A 22,792-nucleotide genomic window follows, 5' to 3' on the forward strand; every position below is an offset into this window, starting at 1 on the left:
TGTATATAACACGAAATATATCTGAATAAAATACTTGCATTTCATAGTTACCTGGCGTAATATAATGACTAGATGACTGAAACTGTTTTATGGTCAACTATTGAAACAGTTAAAAGCGAGGTGGAAGAATGGACCGCAGGCAAGAGATTTTAGAAGCAGCAGCAAAATCATTTTCATTATTTGGCTATAAAGCAACAACGATGGATCAAGTTGCTAAAATTGCAAATGTAGGAAAAGGGACAATTTATACATTCTTTAAAAATAAAGAAGAGTTGTTCAATGCCATCATTATAAAGTTAATTGATGAAATGAAAACTGAAGCTGATAGTGTGTCTACTGAAGGTGCATCTTTTGAAGAGAATGCACATGCGAGACTGATGCAAATGTTAAAATTCCGCCAAACACATCAATTATATGCAAAGTTAATTGATGAAGAGAAGGAACTTCGAACACCTGCTGTAGGCGATGTGCTTCAAATGATAGAAAAAAAACTTGTTAATTTTATAAAAGAAAAGATAGAAAATGCAATTGCTAGAGGCGAATTAAAAACATGCGACTCAGAACTTGTTGCTTATCTTTTATTTAAAGCGTATATGTCACTTGTTGTGGATTGGAGTAAGACACACGATACGGAGTTAGAAGAAAATCGTATTGTAAACTTACTTAGTGGGACGATATTTAAAAGTCTCTTAGTTGAGTCAAATTCATAATTACATAAATCCGTAACATCACTACAATATATAGTTGAGAGCGATTTTACTCAACTATATATTGTAGTGGTGTGGCGATAAAATCAAATTATGAAATTGACTGTGTTTGAGACTCTTTTTTTAATTTAAAGTGACTGGTTGAGGGTAATGGTCAACTGGTTCAGGAGGAGATTTATTGATGAAAAAAACAATGGCTTGGGCGGAGTGGAAACAGCTACTTCGTACACGTAAAATGATTGTACCAATGATTGCAATTTTATTTATTCCAGTATTATATGCAGGTATGTTCTTATGGGCTTTTTGGGATCCATATGCGAACATGGAAGATTTGCCGGTTGCCGTTGTCAATCTTGATGAAGGCGCGGAAATGGAGGGCGAACAGTTAACCCTTGGGAAAGAACTGACGGATACATTAATAGATGACCAAACTTTTAAATTCACAAACGTATCAAAAAAAGATGCTGAAAATGGATTGGCAGAACAAGATTATTACGTCGTGATTGAGATTCCAGAGAACTTTTCGGAACATGCGACTACACTACTAGATGACAATCCTGAAAAATTAACGATTGTTTATAAACCAAACGAAGGTTTCAACTTTTTATCCGCACAGATTGGTGAAACGGCAATGGATAGAATCCGTGCTGAGGTAAATGAAAAAGTAGCAGCCACTTATGCAGAAAAACTTTTTGACTCTATAACTGAAATGGGTGATGGGTTCGGGGAAGCTGCTGACGGTGCTGGGAAGTTAAAAGATGGAGCTTCTAAATTATCCACAGGGGCTAGTGATTTAAAAGGTTACTTAGAGACGTTAGCAGGCAGCACGGTGACGCTTGCAGACGGTACTGATAAGTTATCGAGAGGCGCAGAGAAAGCAGCTACAGGCGCAAGAGACTTGAATACAGGACTTAACAAATTAGCGACAGGTTCATCTGATTTATTGGCAGGTGCGGGAAAAGCATCAGCTGGAGCAGGGGAATTAAATACTGGAATAACTCAATATACAAATGGTGTTAGTAAACTGGCTGAAAGTTACGGACAAATTGGACAAAAAGAAAAAGAATTCAACGCTGCAGTCGGTACGTTAAGTGAAAAGTCTCAACAACTAAACGGAGCGACGGGACAACTAGCAACAGGTGCATCAAATTTGAACGCTGGTATTAATGGATTATCGGAGAAACTTAGCCCGATACTTGCTTCATTACCGCCAGAGCAACAAGAAGCACTAAACGCGGCACTTGGACAATTAAAAGCTGGTAGTCAAGAGTTATCGACAGGTTTACAAGGTTTATCCACAGGAACAGGCGCATTATCAACAGGGGCTGCTGAATTAAACGGAGCTGCTGGTCAACTTGCTGCGGCAAACGGTCAAGCACTTGCTGGTTTAAATGAACTTAATGGTTCATCTGCAAAACTTCGTGAAGGATCGGCCGCGTTAGCCTCGGGAAATAGCACGCTTGCATCAGGCCTTTCACAGTTAACAAATGGCGTAGGAGATGCGCAAAAAGGTTCATCTGAATTAGCTTCTGGTCTTTCAACATTAACTGAAGGTAGCCAAACACTGAAAGCAGGCACAGGAACACTCGCATCGAAATCAAAAGAACTTGCAGACGGTTCAGGTAAACTTGTTGATGGAACGATTGAACTCAATGAAGGTGCTGGAACACTACAAGAAAAATTAGGTGAAGCAAACAGTACAGCAAATGAAGTTCATGCAACAGATAAAACGTATGAAATGGCAGCAGCTCCTGTAGATATAGAAAAAGAGGGTATCAATCATGTACCGAACTACGGAACAGGATTTGCACCTTACTTTTTATCTCTCGGATTGTTCGTAGGAGCACTTTTGTTATCAATTGTCTTTCCACTCGTTGAACCAGCGATGCGACCAACTGGTGCTTTAGCTTGGTTTAGTAGTAAAGTATCCGTACTTGCAATCGTCGGTTTATTACAGGCTTTGATTGCAGTCGGAATCGTAAAGTATGGTCTCGGTATGGAAACAATTAACACGCCAATGTTCATATTGACGGCAATTATTACAAGTTATACATTTATCGCCTTAGTTCAAATGCTTGTTACAATTTTAAGTGATGCAGGTAGGTTTGTAGCGATCCTGGTACTAATTTTACAGTTAACAACAAGTGCGGGAACATTCCCACTTGAATTAATTCCAGCACCGTTACAAATTTTCAACGTATTATTACCGATGACTTATTCTGTTCATGCGTTTAAAGCATCGATTTCTACAGGAGACATGTCTTTCCTTTGGATGAATAACGGTATTCTCCTTGGGTTTATGGCGGTATTCCTAGTCATTACATTTGGCTACTTTGCACTTGTATTCAAGAAAAATCATTCGGATACAACCGTCGAAGCGTAATAAAAGATTGAACCTGATGTCAGTGTAATTTGCTGGCATCGGGTTTTTTGAGTTTACACCGGAAATGGAGAAGTATGCAACGTGTCCTGAGAAGTAAACAACGTCCTGGCGAAAGTATGCAACATCGCCCGAAGTATACAACGTTAATGAAAAAGTACGCAACGTGTCCCGAGAAGTAAACAACGTCCTGGCGAAAGTATGCAACATCGCCCGAAGTATACAACGTTAATGGGAAAGTACGCAACGTGTCCCGAGAAGTAAACAACGTCCTGGCGAAAGTATGCAACATCGCCCGAAGTATACAACGTTAATGGGAAAGTACGCAACGTGTCCCGAGAAGTAAACAACGTCCTGGCGAAAGTATGCAACATCGCCCGAAGTATACAACGTTAATGAGAAAGTATTCAACATGGCCCGAGAAGTAAACAACGTCCTGGCGAAAGTATGTAACATCGCCCGAAGTATACAACGTTAATGAGAAAGTATTCAACATGGCCCGAGAAGTAAACAACGTCCTGGCGAAAGTATGCAACATCGCCCGAAGTATACAACGTTAATGAAAAAGTTCGCAACGTGTTCCGAGAAGTAAACAACGTCCTGGCGAAAGTATGCAACATCGCCCGAAGTATACAACGTTAATGAGAAAGTACGCAACGTGTCCCGAGAAGTAAACAACGTCCTGGCGAAAGTATGCAACATCTCCCGAAGTATACAACGTTAATGAGAAAGTACGCAACGTGTCCTGAGAAGTAAACAACGTCCTGGTGAAAGTATGCAACATCAATCAGGAAGTAAACAACGTTCCAAGAGGTAGTTTTCTGGACTACTTAAAAATTAATTTCAAAAAAATGAAACGAAATCTGATAATTACAGTCTACTTCTATAAGAAGAAAATTATGGAAGGGGTCGTTAACGTGGAGAAGCGATGGGTGTGGATCATTATTAGCATGTTATTAATAATTGGCGTTGTGGCCGTTACATTTTCAATCGGAAAAGTGACTGTCACTGCTCCTACTACTGCACTAACGGAACAAGGATGGCGCGCTAATTTTTCATCAGAATTAAAAGCAGAGTCAATAGAGTCAGGTGATTTGTATATAACAAATGCACAAGGAAAACGTGTTAAAGCTGAAATGATTCTTGATGCAGATAAGCATACTATTTTGGTTAAAGGGTTAACTGCAGGAACGTATACATTTCATGTGAATAAATCTGCAGTAAAAGGAAATAAAACATTACAAAAAAAGGAATTAAAGTTTGTTGTTCAAGATAAAGTCGAGGCGGTTTCATCTGCTGAAGAATTGAAAGCATATTTTGAGCAAACGTTGGCACTGCGGAACGAAACGAGTAATTACAGTGAAGAGATGGAAGTGAGTAAATCAGACAGTTCGGCTGATTCAGCTGGAAATTCAGATCACTCAACGACAAATAATCAAGTTGAAGGTGTAGACGAAGCGGACACTGTGAAAATGGACGATGCCTACATTTATAGCTTAACGAATAACGGTAAACTTATAATTACCGACATTCGAGACCCGAAGAAAATGAAAAAAGCGTCTGAAGTAAAGATGGAAGATGATTTTTATGCATCGCAGTTATTTCTCGAAGGAGACACTTTAATTATCCTAGGGGAGAAATATGAACCTTATGAAGAAGCGTCAAATAAAGAAGCGAATGCACGAATAATACAAATGAATAGCATGACTTCAGTACGTCTTTACAATATTGCAAACAGAGAAAACCCGTCATTAATTCGTGAGGTTGGAGCAGAAGGGTATATGAGTGGTGCACGAAAAACGGGTGATATGCTATATGTCATCACGAGTGTTCATCCCAACTTCTGGGGAATTGCAGAAATTGACGGAAGCGTACTTCGGCCGCGTGTGTATGATTCAGCTGAAGGAGACGATTCTACTTTCATGGAATATAAGGATATAGCGATACTCCCAGGTGCAATGGAGCCTTCCTATTCGGTAATCACGGCAATCACATTGTCTTCACCTGCAGACAACAAAGTCGTGACGAAAGGTTATCTTGGCAGTAGCGAGCAGTTGTATATGTCTACAGAAAATCTTTATTTAACAGCAACATTATATAGTCCGGAAATTGCAAGCACCGATACTACCGTGAGTATAGATGATTCAGTTAGCTCATCTTTTTGGCCATCAGGAAATTCAAATACAGAGGTATTCAAGTTTTCACTGGACGGTGCAAATGTTGAATTCCTTGCTTCTGCTGAATTAAAAGGTAGTCTACTGAACCAGTTTTCGATGGATGAATATGAAGGACATTTTAGAGTTGTTACGACAGAGGGAAATATGTGGGATGAAAAAAATGTTTCTAAAAACCATCTTTTTATATTTGATGAAAGTTTAAGTATGACGGGCTCTGTGGAGGGTCTTGCAAAGGGTGAACGTATTTATTCAGCAAGATTTATGGGGGATAAAGCATATATGGTAACATTCCGTGAGACGGATCCATTATTTGTCATAGATGTTGCAAACCCATCATCTCCGAAAGTGTTAGGCGAATTAAAAATACCGGGTTTTTCTAATTATTTACATCCCCTTGATGAGAATCATCTAATAGGCTTTGGATACGAAACAGTGTCAAAGGTAAATAAAGAAGGTGGAGAACCAATTATTGAAACGCTTGGTATGAAGATATCTCTTTTTGATGTGTCTGATTTTGAAAATCCAAAAGAACAAGACACGGAGATTATCGGAGGTAGGGGCACATATTCCCAGATTCAATATGATCATAAGGCGTTGTTTACACATAAAATGAAAAATTTATATGGTTTTCCTATAATGATTTATGAAGAAGGTAAGGATTCCTCGTACACTGATTTCAAAAGTTCAGGTGCATTAATCTATGAAATTACGCCTGAAAAAGGTATCCAGTTAAAAGGGGACTTATTACAAGGCAAAAAACCTAATCAGCAATATGAAGAGTGGGAAAAAGAAGTACAGCGAATTTTGTACAATAATGAAGTGGTCTACACGATTGCTATGAATGAAATTAAAAGCTATACAATTGATACATTATCACCAATTGACGAATTGTTGATAAATTAATAGCTATCTTTATTGTTATTTCTGTTTGAATTCGATAAGCTTAGGGAAAAGCAGTGAAAGGCGTGGGCGCAATCGAGTTAGAAGATAAAGAAATGGCGATTGATTGTTGTCTTCTTGCTGGGCGGTTAATGATGGAATCAGGTGCAGAGACATACCGTGTGGAAGATACTATGGTTCGGATGGCTTCATCTCAACAGTTGTCTGCTACGCATAGCTTTGTTACACCGACAGGCATTATTTTCACGCCCGGCAGTCCACACCATACAAAACTTATTCGGATAAAAGACCGAACGACAGACCTTGAAAAAGTGGCCTTGATTAATGATGTTTCTAGAAAATTAGCGACAAATGAATATACCTTGGAAAAAGCTTATACTAAACTTCAAGAAATCGAAAAAATGAATGTCATGTTTCCATTATGGCTTCAAATCATTGCAGCAGCCATTGCGAGTGCAAGTTTTCTAATACTTTTTAAAGGGCTGTGGACTGATATCCCCGCGGCTCTTTTTGCGGGTGGAATTGGTTTTATCGTAGTAACGATTATTCACCGGCTTACGTTAGTAAAGTTTTTTGCGGAATTTATCGGCTCGTTATTTGTAAGTATTACTGCCTTTTTATTTCTGAAGATTGGTATTGGGACAGAACTAGATACGATTATTATAGGCTCTGTGATGCCTCTTGTTCCAGGGCTACTCATAACCAATGCGGTACGCGATTTAATGGCGGGACATTTCGTGTCCGGACTATCAAAGGGAGCCGAGGCATTTCTTACTTCATTTGCTATTGGCGCAGGTGTAGCACTTGTATTATCTTTTTAATGAAAAGAGGTCTGCATCTTGACGTGGATAGTTCAGGGGGTCTTCAGTTTTCTGGCTGCAACTAGCTTTGGTGTTCTTTTTAATGCACCACGAAAAACATTGTTATACTGTGGTTTTGTTGGTATGATGGGTTGGTTAATTTATTCGACAACTAATGAACTACTAATTGATCCTGTGAAGGCGTCTTTCCTTGGATCTTTCGTTGTTGCGATACTAGCACATCTTTTTGCCAGACGCTTCCGGACGCCGATGATTATATTTAGTGTGGCTGGAATTATCCCACTTGTACCTGGTGGGATGGCTTATAATGCAATGCGCCATATTGTGGAGAAAGATTATTTGACTGCGATAACATTCGCTTCCGGTGCGTTTATGGTATCTGGTGCGATTGCAATGGGTCTTGTCTTTGCTGAGGTTATTATTCAACTAGCTTTTCGATCAATCCGTAGCCGTAAGAAAAGATTACCTAATTGAATACTGATAATAAATGGAGTGCATCTACTAAAAGTAGATGCACTCCTAAACTTGATTTAATCAGATATGATAATCTCGTCAGCTGTTACTGGAACGCCGATATGATAGCCTTGAGCTGCGTTAATGCCCATCGATTTTAGCCATTCTAGTTGTTCTTCCGTTTCAACACCTTCTGCAATAACATAGAGACCCATAGATTCTCCGAATTTAGCCATACCTTCAACAAGTTTCTTTGTTTTTGGGTGTGACATCATTGATTGAATGAATATTTTATCAATCTTAATCCTTGAGATAGGCAGGGATTGCATATAGCGGAATGAAGCATAACCAGTTCCAAAATCATCGAGTGCGAATTCGATTCCCTCATTTTGCAACTCTTGCATTTGACGAGAAATGAATCGTTCCTCTTCAGCTTGGAATGCGAACTTTTCAGTAATCTCAAGTTGAATTAGACTAGGCGAACAATTTGCGGCTTCAAGTATTTGCATAATCTTATCTTTTAATTGCAAATTATGAAACTCACGAACAGAAGTATTTACAGCGATTTTGATTGAGTGCCCTTTGGATTGCCATTCTGCAGCGAGTTTAGCGGATTCTTTTAGAACGAATTCACCAATCTTATGAATCATACCGCTTTCTTCTGCAATGGGAATAAGTTCATCTGGCATAATCCAGCCAAGTTCATCATCTTTCCAGCGTACCAAAGCTTCATAAAGGACAACTTTTTCAGTCTGGATATCAATTTGAGGTTGATAAAAAACTTGTAAATTATTTTCGTCAAGTGCTGTGACTAGTTTTCCTTCAATGATTACTTTGCGACTAAGTTCCCTATGAGAATCATCTGATAATGAAGCAATGATTCCGCCGCCGTTTTCAATAACATCTTTTGTTGCAGTAATGGCAGCTTTCATTAAGTTGTTATATGTTTTTTGGTTGTCGGGATAGCGAACAATTCCTCCGCTAATGGATAACTGTAGGGCCGCATTATTAATATAAATCGGATTTTGATCAAGAAATTCAATGAATCCTTGAATATACCAATCGCCGAATGATGTCAAAATGACAAACTCATTGACGCCGACACGTGCAATTTGATTGTCTAGAAAGAAGCGTTTCAAGCGATTTGTGAATGCTTTAACCAGTTCTTTTTCAGTATCCTGAGATTGCAGATTTTTTAGAGTGTAAAACTGATCGATTGTTATGTATACAAACGTAAACCTATTGTTTTCTTTAATCATCTCTTCAACACTTGTTTCTAGATGATGCCGACTCATTAAACCGGTTTCAAAATCAATAAAAGCAATCTTTTGAAGTTTTTCTTGTAATTCAATATCCTCTGTCACATCTAACTCGAAGAAAATAATGGAGATTAAACCTTGATCTAACCTATTAATCGGTATAGCCATCATTCTTACGTAATAGGGTTCACCTAGACGATTTACTTTTTCAGCAACACCGGACCACTTTTTACCGTTAGTGACACTGCTCCATATTAATTTTGCTTGTTCCTGACCTTTATTAGTTTCAGGAAACATTTGCCATAATGTCTTTCCGATAACTCGTTTAGGTGTCCATTTACTTGTATTTAAAAAAGCTTTATTCGTATAAGTTATGACGCCTGACTCGTCCATGTGGGTCACCATAAAAATTTCTCCAAGGCTATCTAAAATAGCAGGAAGTTCTGGAATGAAGCGTTCATATTGTGTGCTCATATTTTTATCACCTTCCAGTGGTATTATACTATTAATACAGAAAATATGCACTTAGAAATAGTTTGATTAAAGTATTAAAATGACGATAAATTACAAAAAAATAATAATTAGAATAGGGGGATGGATATGAACAGATTAAAAGGCATCGTAATGATTATATCAGGTGCCATTCTTTGGGGCGCAAGTGGTCCGATGATGGAATGGATTTTAATACATAGTAATATGTCTGTTTCTTTTATGCTAACAGTCAGACTTATACTGGCAGGTGCATTTTTACTCAGTGTATTGAAGGTTAGAGGCGTGAATATATATCAACCTTGGAAACAAAAGGTTTGGGGAAGGCAGCTTCTATTATTTGGCGTGTTTGGTATGCTCGGTGTGCAATTTGCATTTGCTACGTCGATTGAAACGAGCAGTGCTGTAATAGCAACGCTTTTCCAGTTTCTGGCACCAATCTATATTATTTCGTTTCTTTCCTGGTCGAATAGACGTTGGCCGCCTATTACTCAAATATTCGGTATAGCTGTTACAATTATTGGTTTATTTCTTCTTCTGACGAATGGTTCGCTTTCAGGATTTGCGTTAAGTAAAGTGGCGGTACTTTGGGGAATTGTGCTTGGCTTTACATTCTCTTTTTATACACTTTACCCTATTCGACTTATGGGGGAGTGGGGCGTGTTACTTTCAGTAGGGTGGGGAATGATTATCGGTGGGGGTACACTTTTAATATTAAACCCAATCACAAGTATAACCGAAATGAAGTATCTTTCTGATTTGCCGATTAGCTTTATGTTATTTCTTGTTATTGTTATTGGTACAGTTGCATTCGTCTTATTTCTTAGTAGTATGAAATATATTACGCCTATAGAAACTAGCATCTTGTCGAGTTTTGAGCCATTAACAGCAATTATCGTGTCTGTAATATGGTTTGGACAAGTGCTTGGCATGTGGCAATTATGGGGTGCGATTATTATGCTCGCCGGTGTAACTTGGATATCAATTGCGGGTAGTAGGGGGAAAGGTCAGGAAGATGTGAAGTAGTGATGAAGCTTATTCAACAAAAAAACACTGGAAAACGATTCAGTCCTTTTGTTTTAGTGGGTAGTAATTTCAGTACGTTATCCGGCAATCTAAGCATTCGAGTGCTGGACAGTGATTTTAAAATAAAAAAGAATATACACTTTTACAAACGTTGATTTCCGTTTCAGGCGGACGATTTCCTGGGCGCGTGGCTTGAGCCGCTTCCTTCGCTGTGCTCTGTCCAGGGTCTCAAGATGCACGATAATCCCCAAGGAGTCGCCGTTTCGCACTCCAATCAACTAAGTGTTTATAAATAATTCATGTTCCACAAACTGCACCATATAGTTGAATTCACTTTACTTTAATTTGTATTGAATTTGTGTCAATTCCTAATCGTTCTCTTAGTTCGTCGGTAATCTCAAAAGACGCCAGCTGACCAGACTTTATATCTGCTGATTGATAACCCCTTGATGTATTAACAGTGCCATCATTTCCAATTAGCGTCCAATTCGAAGTGTCAATGTTTAACAAATGATCAATATACTCCTCCCCGCTAATAATCCCTTTTTCTAACCAATCCTCTGGTAAGAAATCAAATCCTAATTTCCTCTCAGGCAATAAAATTTCAACCATTCCTTCTTCGACAATTATTTGTCCATTTTCAGGAATAGGTTCTCCATTAATACTTAACTCATAAGTAATCTGATCTTTAGAGAATTGCAACATTTCTTCATCTGACAAGCTATCTGTCAAATTGTTAATCGTCGTCAATAAATATTGATTTCGTTCGTCTAGATATTCGACTTTTGTTCGCAAATCTATTTCATCAGTATCGACCTCAAGCTCTACTTCATCCTTCAAAATTAAGACCTTATCATTTTCTCCTACCGACTCTTCACTACATCCAACCAATGAAAATGTACTTAAGGCAATCCAAATAAGAAATAACTTTTTCAATACAAATCCCCCCAACTACCTTTTAATTAAGACATCTGAATCAATTTCATAATGACCTTAATCTGCTACAACGACGCAATATATAGTTTGAGAACGCTTCAACTCAACTATATATTGTGGTGGAGTAGCAATAAAACCTAATTATGAAATTGATTGATAGACTAAATAATAATCAGAAATTGTCAAGAAAATGGCCCGTTTGGGGAACAACGACATTACTATTATTATATCTAACTGAATTACAAGGTACCTGATTCTTAAATACTATGAATTAAATGGAACTTTGTTTCATGCTTCCGTTTTTAAATACTTAAAGAAAACCCTTCTAATTTCTTAGTTCAATTCTTTTCACCTTAGCATATATGCCTGATAAACTCTTGAAATAATGTATTATTCAGTTTATTGTTTTTACTTTAAAGATAAACCAAAAGCACCGCTAAATGCGATGCAAATGACTAATTTAAAATGAGGTCCAAAACCTAGTACATGTTGATTTAAATGTTACAAGATACATTATTATTTTTTTTGTAGGATCAAACTGAATGGGTAACGTGATTAGAGTATCCGTTATTTTCATTAGATTGAACATAAGCGATTTTTATTTATCAAAATGTCATCAATCAATATACTCCACAACTTCTTCATATCGAGATTCAATAACGAGGTCTTTCGGAACAAGCAAGTAGACAATTGCCGATGTAGATGATGCACTATAGCTCATAAAGTTATCGAAATCTTTTTTAGAAAACTGATTTAGAAGCGTTGCATCGGTATAAGATACGTGTTCAATGACGGGAAATGGCTGATCTTCAAAAGTCATACGACTATTCGTCCAAGTAGGTTCGATAATTTTAATGAAATTTGTGAAGTCATAATTATTTACGAAGAAAGTAGGTGAATAAATCGTTTCTTCTATAATCCCGTCATTTACCTCTTTTCGCTTGATGTAAATCTCAGTGCCTTCGCTTGTATTTTCAATCGTTAATTCTTCGCCAATCTTATGCGTTCTTTCGACAAGCACCCTTGATGGGTTAATTTCTATACCGGTAGTAATCGCATTTATTATATCTAGCTCAGATTCCTGAGTAAGCGTTTGTGCTGCTAAATGAACGGATTTTTTTGGTTCCATTGATTCTGCTGCAACTACTGCTATTACTAATAAGGCGATGTAAAAAAGTACAAACGAATAATGCATCCGTCGATTTAATTGGATCGCAAACGACTTCTTACTAGGCTTCATCGTTCTAAAAATAATAACAAACACGATTATCAAAATTAACAACGGCAGAATTGCAAAACTCATTAGCTTTTCACCTCTAATCTATTTGTCGTGGCAACAGAAACTACAAATAAGGTAATGACTGTTACGATTATTTTAATTAAGAAAAGAGCGATAGACTGCTCGTTACCGTAGAAGTTAGTAACCCCTTCAAAGGCTTGTGGTCCATTCCAAATACCTAAAGTAAATGAAGTAATGAACCAACCAATAAAGACGGCAACGAATACAAACCAAGTTTTACGTACAATAAAAGATCCAATTGTATAACCGACTAAAAAGAATAGTAAAGTATAAGCAATTGCGACCAAAACTCTTAAGATAAAGTCAGCAGGAGAGGCCAGTAAACCGGGCGTATTCAAAATAACTTCTCCGTATCTAAGGAACGCGAATAGTTTAATGGCCGATCCTATTAAAGTTGCTGTAATGCCGCCGACGATTGAGGCAATAACCATGAAAAATAGGTTAGACAAATGGAGACTAATTCTATTAGTGACAAAGGTAAATGACTCGTTCTTTCGAGCATTCGATGTGATCATTCCACCGAGAATAATAGCCCAAAGTATTGTAAGGCCAACCGCTCCATCATTTGATGTATTAATGAACTCTATGTTTGGAAACTCACTGAATTGTCGATAACCACTCATGCCGATAGTGCTTGATAAGGAAGTTATGATTTGCAAAATGATGAGCGTAGTAAAAGCTGCGCCACTTGCGTTCATTTTAAATAAGAATTGTTTCTTTACAACGTCAAATAGTTTCGGTTCGGTTAAATACATCGTCGATTCCTCCTCTCGGCCGCTCTGTTAACGCGATGTAGGCATCATTTGCAGAAATGGGGGAGATATTGATACCGTCTGTCTTCATTCGAACGATTACTTCAGCTGGAAATGAATTTTCAACGATCCATTCTGAGTAAGATGTGATTTTTCTCATTTCGATAACATTTTTATCTTCCGTATAATAAGAAAGTTTTTCGGCTGGACCTACTAATTTAATGAACATTTCTTGGAGGTCTGTAATTGGTCCGAAGAAATTGGCTTTTCCGTTATGGACAAGCAGTACGTCTTCTAGTAAGTCTTCAATTTCTTCTATATGATGACTCGATATTAAAATAGTTCGAGGGTGAGCGATATAATCTTTCAATAGCGCTCGGTAAAAGTCTTTTCGAACCGCCGAATCCATTCCGGTTGTCGGCTCGTCAAAAATAGTGAGTGGACAATGTGTTGCAAGCCCAATAATTGCATTGAATGTACTTTTTTTACCTTTGGATAAATAACTGTGCCGTGCGTTCAAACGAAAATCAAAATACTCAATAAGTCCATCTGCAAGTGTTGAATCCCAATTTGCGTAAAATCGCTTACATTCGTCTAAAATATCTTTTAGCGTCATTGCTAATGGAAACGCCATTGCGTCGTCGATGAAAATTGAATTCGCTGATACTTTTAAACTGTTAAATGGTTTTTCTGAAAATACTTGCACAGAGCCAGAACTTTCTTCGATAAAACCGGCGATTATTTTCATGAGTGTTGTCTTACCCACCCCGTTTCGGCCAATAATACCTGTGAGTGTGCCTTCTTTAATTGAAAAATCCATTGAGTTTAGCACAGTGTGTGAACGGTAAGCTTTAGAGACATTTTTAAAGTCAATGCTAGTCATGCGTTGTCCTCCTTCCTGTTGTTACGTTCCGATTCAATCATGGATATAAGATGACGTTCGTCGACATCGAGTAGTCTAGCTTCATTCAGCAGTTCTATTATTAGTCGTCGTAGCGTCTCTTCCTTTCGTTTAATAAGTAGCTTCTCCCGTCCGTCTGGAGAGACAAATGTACCGAGCCCACGTCTTTGGTAAACAACACCAGAATCATGCAATAGTGTCAGCCCCTTCCCAGCAGTTGCTGGATTAATATTAAAAAGCTCTGCAAGTTGATATTGGGAATGTACTTTATCATCAGAAAGTAGTGTTCCGTCTATAATTTCCGTTTCAATCCACTCTGCAATTTGTACATAAATCGGTTTTGAGCTACTTGTATCGAGCACGTACGTCACCTCCTGTTAGTTAGTGCATTACTGTTGTAATGTACTATATGCTATTATTGGAATAAATACAACAAAAAGACATAATTGAAAATTCCGTTATTCAATTTAACTCGCTATACACCTAACACTTGCTGTGGCATAATGAAACCAATTGATATCAATTCGTTAAACGAAATACTTTTGGAGGTTATATTTTTGAAAACAGTATTTTCATATGCGAAGCCTTATAAATGGCCAATCGCAATTGCTTTATTTCTAATGTTACTAGAACTATTCGTGGAGTTAATACAACCACTTTTGGTCGCTAAAATAATTGACGAGGGAATATTGGTAGGAAACAAAGAGGTTATTTGGACTTGGGGAAGTGTGATGATGTTACTCGCATTCATCTCATTCGTTTCTGGTATTTCTAATTCCTATTTTGCTGCGCATGTGGGTCAAAGTTTTGCCTTCGATCTTCGTCAGGCATTATTTCGCCAAGTCCAAGCCTTTTCTATGGCTACTTTTCTTAAGTTTCCAACAGCTGGCCTTGTTACGCGCCTAACGAGTGATGTGACAATGGTACAAAACGTACTTTTTATGGGACTAAGAATCATGCTGCGGGCGCCACTTCTTGTCATAGGAAGTCTTGTCATGGCTTTTATCGTCAACGCCAAGTTAGCACTTTATTTAGTCATTGGCGCACCTGTTTTACTTTTCTTTTTAATTTTTATGGCGAAATTAGGTGTTGGTTATTTTGCTCGCATTCAGAAAAGGTTGGACGGGGTTAACAGAACAATTCAAGAGAATTTACAAGCGGTGCGGCTTGTTAAAGCTTATTTAAGAGGAACGTATGAAGCGAGTCGGTTTTCAAAAGTAGCTGATTTACTTAAAGTGGATACTGTGAAAGCGATGCGTCTGATGGAATTGATTATGCCTATATTATTATTAATTATGAACGTCAGTTTAATGGCTGTTCTTTGGTTTGGTGTGGTTGAGGTTCAAGGTGGTGGCGCTAAAGTTGGTGAACTCGTGGCAGTCGTTAATTACGCGACAAGGATGACGGCGGCATTTTCAATCTTCTCATTTATAATTATTTCCTATTCTCGAGCAAAAGCATCGGCTGAAAGGATGGAAGAAGTTTTATTAAATGAAAACCTTGAAATGGACAAGCCGACAACAAAGAATCATGAGCCGTTAATAGGAGATTTACGCTTTGAAAATGTTTCATTTAACTATACAGACGAGTCAGAGCCTGTTTTAAGAGATATATCATTTCATGTTGCGCCGGGTCAAAAACTTGTCATAATGGGTGCGACGGGTTCTGGAAAGTCCACATTGTTAAACTTAATTCCGCGTTTATTCGAAAAGACAAAGGGTGAAATTTTTGTCGGTGGAAAAGAAGTGGACGAGTGGTCGTTAAAAGAATTACGAGGTAAAATTGGACTCGTTCCACAACAGTCTATACTTTTCACAGGGTCTATTTTAGAAAACTTGTCTTTGGGAAATACCGGCGCGTCTATAGAAGAACTTGAATTAGCTGCGAAAAAAGCACAAATTCATCATTCAATTGTATCGTTTCCGCAAAAATATGAGACAAGAGTTGGGCAAAAAGGAGTCAACTTATCTGGTGGGCAAAAGCAGCGTCTTTCGATTGCGCGAGCGCTTGTCCGCAAGCCTTCTATTTTAATATTCGACGATAGCACAAGTGCGCTAGATGTGAAAACCGAAACTGCGTTGTGGGATGCACTTGCCGGGGAAGATGCGACGATGCTTGTCGTAACACAGAAAATATCGACAGCACAAGGGGCGGATAAAATTCTTCTTTTGGATGAGGGAAGAGTTGTCGGTTACGGTACACATCATGAATTATTGAAGCAGTCTCCTCTTTACGCTAAAATTTCTCAATCACAATCAGAAGGGGTGGTGGATAACGATGTTACGGGCAACTCGTAAACCTTTTGGTTATGAACCAATATTAACGAAAGATGATATTAAAGGGGCGGGACGGAAAAAAGGTGAGCGGGCAAGCAACTGGAAATCTGTTTTTCAGCGTATTTGGCAAATCGTAGATCAACAACGCGGCCTTCTCATTGCGGTATTACTACTTGTTTTTATTAGTTCCGGTTTGGCGCTACTTGGTCCAATCATGGTGGGGCAGATTTTGGATGACCATATTATTAATGGTCAATTTAATGGGCTTGGCAATAAAATCTTTTTGCTCGTTTTTATTTATATCGGTTTATCTGTATCGATGTACTTGCAAAACTATTGGATGATTGGCATTGCGCAGCAAACGGTTTACCGTTTACGGACAAATCTATTTGCGCATTTACAGAAGCTACCTGTAACTTTTTTTGATAAACGTCAGCACGGAGAATTGATGAGTCGCTTGACAAATGATGTAGAAAATATCAGCCAAACATTAAATACTTCTTTTATTCAAGTCTTTTCTAGTGTACTGACGTTGGTTGGAACAATTGCAGTCATGCTTTATTTAAGTCCATTATTAACACTGTTAACGATGATTATTATTCCCATCATGTTCGCTGCGGTACGTTGGATTACACGACGTACTGGGAAACTTTTTAAAGAGCAGCAAAAAGCTATAGGTGAATTAAACGGCATGATTGAAGAGACGATTTCGGGTCAGCGAATCGTCAAAGCATATTCCCAAGAAGAGCGTATGGTAAAAGAGTTTGAAGAAAAAAGTAGTCGACTACGACGCACAGGTTTTTGGGCAATGACTTATTCCGGTTTTATTCCCAAGGTTATGAATATGTTGAACAACGCAAGTTTTGCTGTAGTTGCTGGTGTAGGTGGTTTATTGGCGCTAAAAGGGGATGGCGTAGTCACAATAGGAACAATTGTCATATTTTCTGAATTGGCTCGTCAGTTCACGCGACCATTAAATGACCTAGCAAATCAGTTTAATACAGTATTATCGGCAATTGCAGGTGCTGAACGAGTTTTTGGCATTATGGATGAGCCTATTGAAAAAGACGAAGCAACAGAACATGTAGATACAATTTTAAAAGGCGATGTAGAATTTCGTCGTGTGTCGTTTGGTTACGCAGTTAAGACGGATGGGTATACGATTAAGGATCTTTCATTCCATGTAAAAGCTGGAGAAACTGTTGCTTTTGTTGGTGCAACGGGTGCGGGTAAAACAACGATTATGCAATTACTTGCCCGGTTTTATGAAACGGATAAAGGTGAAATATACATCGATGGGATTCCTATTAGTGATTTACCTCGCCAAATACTTAGGAGCCAGATGGCTTTTGTGCTACAAGATCCATTTTTATTCGAAACGACTGTCTTCGAAAATATTCGGTACGGCAAACTTGATGCGACCGATGAAGAAATAATTGAAGCAGCGAAAAAAGCAAATGCCCATAGCTTTATTAGTAAGTTGAAAGATGGTTACAATACAATATTAACAGCAGACGGTGGCGAAATTTCACAAGGACAAAAACAGCTACTGTCGATTGCCAGAGCACTTGTGGCAGACCCTGTTTTACTTCTGTTGGATGAAGCGACAAGTAGTATTGATACCGTAACTGAACTTGAAATACAGGAAGCACTCGAACGGCTGATGGAAGGACGAACTAGTTTTGTCATTGCCCATCGACTAAATACGGTTAGAAAAGCGGACAGCGTTTATGTTATGGAGCAAGGGGAACTCATTGAATCGGGTCCCCAAGATGCACTCGTAAAGCGACAAGGTGTTTATTATCATATGTTGATGGGATTTGAATGAAAAAAAGGTTATGAGTGCGTGCACTCATAACCTTTTCCCTTATTTAGTATCTGTTATTTTACGTTCCGTTCCATCGTTAAACTCAACTTCTAATTCAAATTTGGAATATTTTTCAACACGAAGATGTTCGTTAATCTTTTCTATAGCTACATCATCAGGCATTTCCTTATCCAATAAAACGGCCATAAACAAATCATGCGCTTCGTTCATGGCATCTTCGTCTTTTAAGCGAGTATCGGTCATGGCATTTTCATATTTAGCTTTGGCTCCATCGTTGACATCAAATTCAATATCAATGGCATCTTTATTGTCGATTTCAATTTCTAAGTCAAATTCCCTGAAACCATATCCATCCCCGAATTGAGCAGAATCATTTTCTACTTCTTGATTATTAATAATAGTAGGTTTTCCTTCTTCTTCGATTGCCTTTTTGGAATTAAACCCACATCCTGCGATTAAGAAAACTGTTGCTAGTACAACAGTGAATAAAATATTTTTCTTCAAACCATCCACTCCTTTATTTATGTTCCTCTAAAGCATATTTTGCCTCTATTTTATAAAGTTAAACCTAAAACTTTACCATTTGGCAATATGTTCTTCGGAACAGCCGAGCATTTGTCGGATTTGTAATGCAGAATTGTTAGGAAGATGAATGAATCCGTTGAAATAACCTACGAGTTGATGGACTTCTGAGCTTACTAATTTAACATTTGTTTTCGCTTCTCTTTGAAAAAAGGGTTTAAAGGTTAAGTTAACTGTGCTGGAAAATCTAGTTTTAATTGTCCATGGCGCCATATAATTTTCTTTATCATAAGTGAATAGCACGTCTTCACTTATTTTAGTCATCCGGCCATCAATAAAAACTGCATTTTCAGTCATACCTGTTCCATCTGTCCATTGTCCACCGAAATTTAGACCGATACGGCGACCACCAAGACGTTGTGATGCCATTGCCCAATTCCAACTAGCATTACGTGGCCATATACCACGGCCGTAGTCGAGAACAGCAAAGCTATAATCAGAATTAAAGTTAAAACGCGTATCTCCAATTTTCACAAATCCGTTTGTAGGGAGCGAATGATGCTTCGCCGTAAATTGAAAAATATCACGACTTTTTGGTATAACAACGTTAAGTGACTCGTCTTCAGGCGGATGATAAATATGGAGATCAGCATGAAGTACTTCATTATCGAAATCCGGAATTGTAACAGTTAGATGTGTTTCATATTGAAGATGAACAATTTGAATAGATAAATTATCATCGGTAAACTTTATACTTTCAAGTACATTTTCTGGCATTTTTACTTTTCGTCCAATTGGAATTGTAATTTGTTTTTCAAAAAATCGCTGTGTTTCATAATTTAGAACGTAAACAAAGCAGACAGCGGCATAATCAAGATGACTAATGGTTGCGGAAAAAAGAAGATCTTCTCCGTAGACACACCAGTAATTCCACTTTTTCTTGCGCATAAAGTTTTTTGATAAATTACTTTGAATAATTGGATGTCTCGCAAAGCCAATCGCATCTGGATTTAATAATCCTTTTTTATCACAAAGTTGTATAGGTTCTGTAATTTCTCTCTCTACATGCTGCATGAACCTTACCTCCTGCCGTTGTCTTTTATATATATAATTGCTATACTTCTTATTGTATCAAATATTCGGGGGCTTAGCTCAGCTGGGAGAGTGCTTGCATGGCATGCAAGAGGTCAGGGGTTCGATCCCCCTAGTCTCCATATAAGAAAAAGGGTGTTTCGGTTTAATCCGGGCACTCTTTTTTGTGTGGAAAAAGGCTAGCCTTTAATAAAGTAACAGTGTATAATTATACAATGAGTTGAATTTGATATAAAGGAATTATAGTTTACTAGACAAAAAGGGGAGAAATTAGATGAAGAAATTGCTTGGCGTAATGTTAATGATTACGGTTCTGCTAATTGCGGGATGTAGTAGTAAAGACGGTAGCGGTACAACTGCTGAAAAATCTACACTACAAAATGTTTTAGATAAAAAGAAATTAGTTATTGGGACTGCACCGGGATATTTCCCGTTTGATATGAAAAGTTCAGAAGGCGATTTCGTAGGTTATGATGTGGATATTGCAAATGAAATTGGTAAGGTGTTAGACGTAGAAGTTGAATTTAAGCAATTTGCATTTGATGGCTTAGGACCAGCATTACAAACTGGTGACGTCGATATACTAATTGCTGGTATGACAATTCGAGGTGACCGTGCTCTTGCAATGAGTTTTTCTAATCCTTATTACATGATTGACCAAGCTTTGATGGTACCAAGCGCTGATACTGCTACAAAGACTTGGGAAGATCTAGATGTTAAAGGAAATAAAATAGCTGTTGGTATTGGAACAACTGGTGCATTAATGGCTAAAGATATTTTCAAAAACGCTGAAGTACTAGATTTTGAAGACTTTGCGTCAGGTGCGACTGCTATGCAAATTGGTCAAGCGAATGCTGTTCTATATGATGCACCAGCTGTTGCTGTATGGAAGTTGCGCAATGAAGGTGAAGTTCGCGAACTTGAAGGATTCGATTCTGCTGAAAACTTAGGAATTGCAGTAAAGAAAAATGATATCGAAACGATTCTATGGTTAAATGCATTTTTAGAAAACTATATTGGTAGTCCAACAGAGCTTGAATCTAGACATAATTGGTTTGAAACAAGTGATTGGTTAGATAAAGTATTAGAAGAATAACCACTTCTTCAGTCTCAGAGGAGGTCAAAACAAATGGGTGGTTATCAATATGATTGGGGCGTTATATCAAAGAACATGGATGTCTTTATTGACGGTGTTCTTAAAACGATAGAAATTTCCGCGTTAGCGCTCTTAATTAGTATACCAATTGGAATATTATTTGGGATGGGACGTATTTCGAGGAACAAAGTGATTCGATTTATTTCCGCTATTTATGTAGAGGTAATGCGTGGTGTGCCGCTACTTGTTTTACTTATATGGATTTACTTTGTCCTTGGGCAGTTTTTAAGGTTAGGTGCTTATTGGGGTGCAATTATTGGTCTTGCAATTTTCTCAGGTGCATTTATTGCGGAAATTGTTCGATCTGGAATTCAAGGCGTTGCAACTGGTCAAATGGAGGCGGCACGTTCGTCGGGGATGTCTTATGTGCAGGCGATGCGACATATTATTTTACCGCAGGCGTTCACGCGGGTTTTACCGCCACTGGCCTCGCAGCTTATTATTCTAATTAAAGATTCATCACTAGTTTCTGTTATATCAGCGGCGGATTTAACATTGAACGCGAAAAACCTTGTTGCAACATCAATGCGTTCAATTGAAGTATGGACTTTTGTTGCTTTACTTTATTTCCTCATAACCTTTAGCTTATCTTTAATTATCCGTTATTTTGAGCAGCGATTGTTAAAACGTGTACAGTGAAGTTGATCTTATTTGGTCGGATAAGCAAAGAGTAAGGGAGTGCTATGTATGATTTCAGTTAAAAATATAAATAAATCCTTTGGAACGCATCAAGTGTTGACAGATGTCTCACTTGAAGTTCCAAAGTCGCGTGTAGTAGCTGTTATTGGACCGAGTGGAGCAGGAAAGTCTACTCTTATTCGAACAATTAATGCACTTGAGCCAATAGATAATGGAGAAATTATCGTAAATGGTGTTTCGATTCACGATAAAAAAACAAATATTAATAAAGCGCGAGCAAATATCGGTTTCGTTTTTCAAAGTTTTAATTTATATCCATTTTTGACGGCTTTACAAAACGTTACAATTGCTTCTGTTAAAGTAAAAGATATGAGTAAAGAAGCGGCAGATGAAAAAGGGAAGGCGCTTTTAACTTCACTTGGCCTCGGCGATAAATTTGATGCTTATCCTGGAAGATTATCAGGTGGTCAGCAACAACGTGTTGCGATTGCCAGATCTCTTGCAATGGATCCACAAATTATGCTTTTTGATGAACCAACATCCGCGCTCGACCCGGAAATGGTGAAAGAAGTACTCGATGCAATTCGTAAGTTAGCGCAAGACGGCATGACGATGATTGTCGTTACGCATGAAATGGGTTTTGCGAAAGAGATTTGTGATGAAATTATTTTCATGGCAGATGGGAAAATCGTAGAACAATCCGAACCGGAAAAGTTCTTTACGAATCCGGATTCTGAACGCGCAAAAGATTTCTTATCTAAAGTCCTAAGCTACTAGTCTAACTAGTGGTTTAGGATTTTTTTTATAATAAGTGTCCTTTGGATTAGTGTTTTTTGAGTTGTGTAGCTGACTATTTTTGGCGTGCCAATGGTCGTTCTTGTTGGCCGGAGAATTTAGATAAGTTCAGTAAATGTTGTGATGTTTTGGATGGGTGTTGTAAGGTTTCGCCTCGACGTTGCTAGGTTTATAGAAATTGTTGCGAAGTTCCGCGCTGATGTTGTGAGGTTTCGGATTAATGTTGCTAAGTTTTGAAAATGTTGTAAGGTTTCGCCTCGACGTTGTGAGGTTTATAGGAAATGTTGTGAAGTTCCGCGCTGATGTTGTGAGATTTCGGATTAATGTTGCTAAGTTTTGAAAATGTTGTAAGGTTTCGCCTCGACGTTGTGAGGTTTATAGGA

Annotated in this window: 19 protein-coding genes and 1 tRNA gene; 12 read left to right on the top strand and 8 right to left on the bottom strand. The window is 38.1% G+C overall.

What is annotated here, in order from left to right; translation table 11 throughout:
- Nucleotides 1-128: 128 nt before the first annotated feature.
- The 5 genes from AC3RV6_RS01555 to AC3RV6_RS01575 all read left to right on the top strand — a co-directional run bounded on the left by AC3RV6_RS01555 (nucleotide 129) and on the right by AC3RV6_RS01575 (nucleotide 7,459).
- A complete protein-coding gene (locus AC3RV6_RS01555) occupies nucleotides 129-710 on the top strand; it encodes a TetR/AcrR family transcriptional regulator (protein WP_489747726.1) in 582 nt (193 codons plus the stop codon).
- A gap of 178 nt (nucleotides 711-888) precedes the next feature.
- Complete coding sequence (locus AC3RV6_RS01560; protein WP_489749157.1) at nucleotides 889-3,090, top strand: YhgE/Pip family protein; 2,202 nt, start codon at nucleotides 889-891, stop codon at nucleotides 3,088-3,090.
- A gap of 914 nt (nucleotides 3,091-4,004) precedes the next feature.
- Complete coding sequence (locus AC3RV6_RS01565; RefSeq protein ID WP_489747727.1) at nucleotides 4,005-6,167, top strand: beta-propeller domain-containing protein; 2,163 nt, start codon at nucleotides 4,005-4,007, stop codon at nucleotides 6,165-6,167.
- A 92-nt stretch (nucleotides 6,168-6,259) separates the two neighbouring features.
- A complete protein-coding gene (locus tag AC3RV6_RS01570) occupies nucleotides 6,260-6,985 on the top strand; it encodes a threonine/serine exporter family protein (RefSeq protein ID WP_489749158.1) in 726 nt (241 codons plus the stop codon).
- A gap of 18 nt (nucleotides 6,986-7,003) precedes the next feature.
- Nucleotides 7,004-7,459 carry a threonine/serine exporter family protein gene (locus AC3RV6_RS01575; RefSeq protein WP_489747728.1) on the top strand — a complete coding sequence of 152 codons (456 nt, stop codon included), beginning with the start codon at nucleotides 7,004-7,006 and terminating at the stop codon, nucleotides 7,457-7,459.
- A 56-nt stretch (nucleotides 7,460-7,515) separates the two neighbouring features.
- Here AC3RV6_RS01575 and AC3RV6_RS01580 read toward each other — a convergent pair whose 3' ends face one another.
- Nucleotides 7,516-9,171 carry a putative bifunctional diguanylate cyclase/phosphodiesterase gene (locus AC3RV6_RS01580; protein ID WP_489747729.1) on the bottom strand — a complete coding sequence of 552 codons (1,656 nt, stop codon included), beginning with the start codon at nucleotides 9,169-9,171 and terminating at the stop codon, nucleotides 7,516-7,518.
- Nucleotides 9,172-9,297: 126 nt separating this feature from the next.
- On the opposite strand from AC3RV6_RS01580, the gene AC3RV6_RS01585 reads away from it, so the two are divergent.
- Nucleotides 9,298-10,212 carry a DMT family transporter gene (locus AC3RV6_RS01585; RefSeq protein ID WP_489747730.1) on the top strand — a complete coding sequence of 305 codons (915 nt, stop codon included), beginning with the start codon at nucleotides 9,298-9,300 and terminating at the stop codon, nucleotides 10,210-10,212.
- A gap of 330 nt (nucleotides 10,213-10,542) precedes the next feature.
- Here AC3RV6_RS01585 and AC3RV6_RS01590 read toward each other — a convergent pair whose 3' ends face one another.
- The 5 genes from AC3RV6_RS01590 to AC3RV6_RS01610 all read right to left on the bottom strand — a co-directional run bounded on the left by AC3RV6_RS01590 (nucleotide 10,543) and on the right by AC3RV6_RS01610 (nucleotide 14,463).
- Nucleotides 10,543-11,148 carry a hypothetical protein gene (locus tag AC3RV6_RS01590; RefSeq protein WP_489747731.1) on the bottom strand — a complete coding sequence of 202 codons (606 nt, stop codon included), beginning with the start codon at nucleotides 11,146-11,148 and terminating at the stop codon, nucleotides 10,543-10,545.
- A gap of 616 nt (nucleotides 11,149-11,764) precedes the next feature.
- Nucleotides 11,765-12,451, bottom strand: a complete 687-nt coding sequence (locus tag AC3RV6_RS01595) for a hypothetical protein (RefSeq protein ID WP_489747732.1) — start codon at nucleotides 12,449-12,451, stop codon at nucleotides 11,765-11,767.
- Nucleotides 12,451-13,203: a hypothetical protein gene (locus tag AC3RV6_RS01600; RefSeq protein ID WP_489747733.1), complete on the bottom strand. Its 753-nt coding sequence runs from the start codon at nucleotides 13,201-13,203 to the stop codon at nucleotides 12,451-12,453. The genes AC3RV6_RS01595 and AC3RV6_RS01600 overlap by 1 nt, the downstream gene beginning before the upstream one ends.
- Nucleotides 13,175-14,083: an ATP-binding cassette domain-containing protein gene (locus AC3RV6_RS01605; protein ID WP_489747734.1), complete on the bottom strand. Its 909-nt coding sequence runs from the start codon at nucleotides 14,081-14,083 to the stop codon at nucleotides 13,175-13,177. Before AC3RV6_RS01605 ends, AC3RV6_RS01600 begins: the two co-directional genes overlap by 29 nt.
- A complete protein-coding gene (locus AC3RV6_RS01610) occupies nucleotides 14,080-14,463 on the bottom strand; it encodes a GntR family transcriptional regulator (protein ID WP_489747735.1) in 384 nt (127 codons plus the stop codon). The genes AC3RV6_RS01605 and AC3RV6_RS01610 overlap by 4 nt, the downstream gene beginning before the upstream one ends.
- A 195-nt stretch (nucleotides 14,464-14,658) precedes the next feature.
- On the opposite strand from AC3RV6_RS01610, the gene AC3RV6_RS01615 reads away from it, so the two are divergent.
- Together AC3RV6_RS01615 and AC3RV6_RS01620 are read left to right on the top strand one after the other, a co-directional pair.
- Nucleotides 14,659-16,398, top strand: a complete 1,740-nt coding sequence (locus tag AC3RV6_RS01615) for an ABC transporter ATP-binding protein (RefSeq protein ID WP_489747736.1) — start codon at nucleotides 14,659-14,661, stop codon at nucleotides 16,396-16,398.
- A complete protein-coding gene (locus AC3RV6_RS01620) occupies nucleotides 16,379-18,205 on the top strand; it encodes an ABC transporter ATP-binding protein (protein WP_489747737.1) in 1,827 nt (608 codons plus the stop codon). The genes AC3RV6_RS01615 and AC3RV6_RS01620 overlap by 20 nt, the downstream gene beginning before the upstream one ends.
- A 39-nt stretch (nucleotides 18,206-18,244) precedes the next feature.
- Here AC3RV6_RS01620 and AC3RV6_RS01625 read toward each other — a convergent pair whose 3' ends face one another.
- Both AC3RV6_RS01625 and AC3RV6_RS01630 read right to left on the bottom strand, forming a co-directional pair.
- Entirely contained in the window at nucleotides 18,245-18,709 is a 465-nt protein-coding gene (locus tag AC3RV6_RS01625; protein ID WP_489747738.1) for a YusW family protein, read from the bottom strand.
- A 72-nt stretch (nucleotides 18,710-18,781) separates the two neighbouring features.
- Nucleotides 18,782-19,801: a DUF2804 domain-containing protein gene (locus AC3RV6_RS01630; RefSeq protein ID WP_489747739.1), complete on the bottom strand. Its 1,020-nt coding sequence runs from the start codon at nucleotides 19,799-19,801 to the stop codon at nucleotides 18,782-18,784.
- A gap of 67 nt (nucleotides 19,802-19,868) precedes the next feature.
- Here AC3RV6_RS01630 and AC3RV6_RS01635 point away from each other — a divergent pair.
- The 4 genes from AC3RV6_RS01635 to AC3RV6_RS01650 all read left to right on the top strand — a co-directional run bounded on the left by AC3RV6_RS01635 (nucleotide 19,869) and on the right by AC3RV6_RS01650 (nucleotide 22,391).
- Nucleotides 19,869-19,941, top strand: a tRNA-Ala gene (locus tag AC3RV6_RS01635).
- A gap of 152 nt (nucleotides 19,942-20,093) precedes the next feature.
- A complete protein-coding gene (locus AC3RV6_RS01640) occupies nucleotides 20,094-20,915 on the top strand; it encodes a transporter substrate-binding domain-containing protein (protein WP_489747740.1) in 822 nt (273 codons plus the stop codon).
- 33 nt (nucleotides 20,916-20,948) lie between these two features.
- Nucleotides 20,949-21,614 carry an amino acid ABC transporter permease gene (locus AC3RV6_RS01645; RefSeq protein WP_489747741.1) on the top strand — a complete coding sequence of 222 codons (666 nt, stop codon included), beginning with the start codon at nucleotides 20,949-20,951 and terminating at the stop codon, nucleotides 21,612-21,614.
- Nucleotides 21,615-21,662: 48 nt separating this feature from the next.
- A complete protein-coding gene (locus AC3RV6_RS01650; RefSeq protein ID WP_489747742.1) occupies nucleotides 21,663-22,391 on the top strand; it encodes an amino acid ABC transporter ATP-binding protein in 729 nt (242 codons plus the stop codon).
- Nucleotides 22,392-22,792 lie beyond the last annotated feature (401 nt).

Source organism: Sporosarcina sp. So3-204, assembly GCF_058068165.1.

Excerpts from the sequence above, each read along its gene's own strand:
- AC3RV6_RS01605 (WP_489747734.1), bottom strand. The coding sequence starts at position 14,083 with ATGACTAGCATTGACTTTAAAAATGTCTCTAAAGCTTACCGTTCACAC.
- AC3RV6_RS01585 (WP_489747730.1), top strand. The coding sequence starts at position 9,298 with ATGAACAGATTAAAAGGCATCGTAATGATTATATCAGGTGCCATTCTT.
- AC3RV6_RS01650 (WP_489747742.1), top strand. The coding sequence starts at position 21,663 with ATGATTTCAGTTAAAAATATAAATAAATCCTTTGGAACGCATCAAGTG.
- AC3RV6_RS01555 (WP_489747726.1), top strand. The coding sequence starts at position 129 with ATGGACCGCAGGCAAGAGATTTTAGAAGCAGCAGCAAAATCATTTTCA.
- AC3RV6_RS01645 (WP_489747741.1), top strand. The coding sequence starts at position 20,949 with ATGGGTGGTTATCAATATGATTGGGGCGTTATATCAAAGAACATGGAT.
- AC3RV6_RS01560 (WP_489749157.1), top strand. The coding sequence starts at position 889 with ATGAAAAAAACAATGGCTTGGGCGGAGTGGAAACAGCTACTTCGTACA.
- AC3RV6_RS01640 (WP_489747740.1), top strand. The coding sequence starts at position 20,094 with ATGAAGAAATTGCTTGGCGTAATGTTAATGATTACGGTTCTGCTAATT.
- AC3RV6_RS01580 (WP_489747729.1), bottom strand. The coding sequence starts at position 9,171 with ATGAGCACACAATATGAACGCTTCATTCCAGAACTTCCTGCTATTTTA.
- AC3RV6_RS01630 (WP_489747739.1), bottom strand. The coding sequence starts at position 19,801 with ATGCAGCATGTAGAGAGAGAAATTACAGAACCTATACAACTTTGTGAT.
- AC3RV6_RS01595 (WP_489747732.1), bottom strand. The coding sequence starts at position 12,451 with ATGAGTTTTGCAATTCTGCCGTTGTTAATTTTGATAATCGTGTTTGTT.
- AC3RV6_RS01570 (WP_489749158.1), top strand. The coding sequence starts at position 6,260 with ATGGCGATTGATTGTTGTCTTCTTGCTGGGCGGTTAATGATGGAATCA.
- AC3RV6_RS01620 (WP_489747737.1), top strand. The coding sequence starts at position 16,379 with ATGTTACGGGCAACTCGTAAACCTTTTGGTTATGAACCAATATTAACG.
- AC3RV6_RS01600 (WP_489747733.1), bottom strand. The coding sequence starts at position 13,203 with ATGTATTTAACCGAACCGAAACTATTTGACGTTGTAAAGAAACAATTC.